This is a genomic window from Inquilinus sp. KBS0705 (genome assembly GCA_005938025.2).
GTDB lineage: Bacteria > Bacteroidota > Bacteroidia > Sphingobacteriales > Sphingobacteriaceae > Mucilaginibacter.
Genome location: VCCI02000010.1, coordinates 1 through 1330, shown reverse-complemented (window position 1 = coordinate 1330; position 1330 = coordinate 1). Strand labels below are relative to the sequence as shown.

General features: G+C 30.8%; 2 protein-coding genes. One reads left to right on the top strand and one right to left on the bottom strand.

Annotated features, from left to right (window positions below; genetic code table 11):
• Positions 1–27: 27 nt before the first annotated feature.
• The gene (locus FFF34_019650; protein ID TSD62139.1) at positions 28–633 is read left to right on the top strand and encodes a restriction endonuclease subunit S; all 606 of its coding nucleotides are present in this window, start codon (positions 28–30) and stop codon (positions 631–633) included.
• Here FFF34_019650 and FFF34_019645 read toward each other — a convergent pair.
• A partial coding sequence (locus FFF34_019645; GenBank protein ID TSD62138.1) for a restriction endonuclease subunit S occupies positions 626–1330 on the bottom strand: 705 nt, incomplete at its 5' end. The genes FFF34_019650 and FFF34_019645 overlap by 8 nt on opposite strands.

Here is a 1330-nt window from a genome sequence, read left to right as displayed (position 1 = left end):
AGGGAATCAGATGTATTAAAAAACGTAATTTCACAAAGAATTTTTTCACAAGAATTAAGATTTCAAGATAATAATGGATGTGATTTTCCCGCCTGGGAAACGAAAAAATTACAAGAAGTTTGTGATATAAATCCAAAAATCAAAAGTGTTCCAAACTCATTCTATTATATTGACTTAGAAAGTGTAGTAAATGGCCGTTTATTAAAAGAAGATAGGATTTTAAAAAGCGAAGCGCCGAGTAGGGCTCAAAGGGTTTTAGCAAAGAATGATATTCTGTTTCAAATGGTTAGACCATATCAAAAAAATAATCTTTTTTTTGATAGAGAAGGAGAATATGTTGCATCAACTGGATATGCACAAATCAGAACTAAACAAAGTTCTCGATTCATTTACCAATACTTACATAATCGAAGATTCGTTGATAAAGTTATTGAAAGATGTACAGGAACAAGCTATCCAGCTATTAGCTCTACTGATTTGGGGAATATTGAAATAGATTGTCCAAGCCTCTCCGAACAAATCAAGATTGGTGATTTTCTTGCATCAATTGACGCTAAAATAGATTTGGAAAATCAGCTTTTAAAAAAAATACTAGATCAGAAAAAACACTTGTTAGCAAACCTGTTTATATAAACAGATTTTGAAGTAAATATTGTTTTTGAAAGTGATATTTTTTTAAAAGGACTTTTTCTATTTCAATCTTTTCATCGATTGAGGAAAGAAAATCGACGATCAGCGTTTGTTCGATAAACGTAGGAATGGGTAGGGTCAATTTAGATAATCTATTAGGTGCAATACTTAAAACTTTTGATCCGTGAGCTTCCTTTTGAATTTGTAGCCTTACTCCTTCAGATCGAAATAAATATCCACAAAAACCAATAGCGAAAACATTTTTTAGTGGTCGAGCTAATATAGTATGTAACCCCGATAATGTTTTTTGATCTTTTAGATTTATAATCTCAATACTCTTACCTACATCTTTCAAATCTTCTGAAGCGTCTGCCAATATTAAATCTCCGACTTGGCAATAACTTTCTTTATTTATACTATTAGTGTTTACGTCAAGATTAATATATGGGGTATGTTCTTTTTCGACGTTAAATAAGGTTCGATATTTTGTATGTATGTCGCCGTAATGAATATTTTTTATTATTCCTTCCGAATAGTTTAATTTTTCTCTCGAATAGGCGTTGGTTACTTTAAATTTAAAAACCTCTCCCATTTTTATTTTATCCCATTCGGGATAGACATTCTCATCAGCCTTTTTAAATGTGATTTTTCGACTAAATATTTCTTTAGCGAGAATTTGCATTAATGTTTGTAGCTCTTC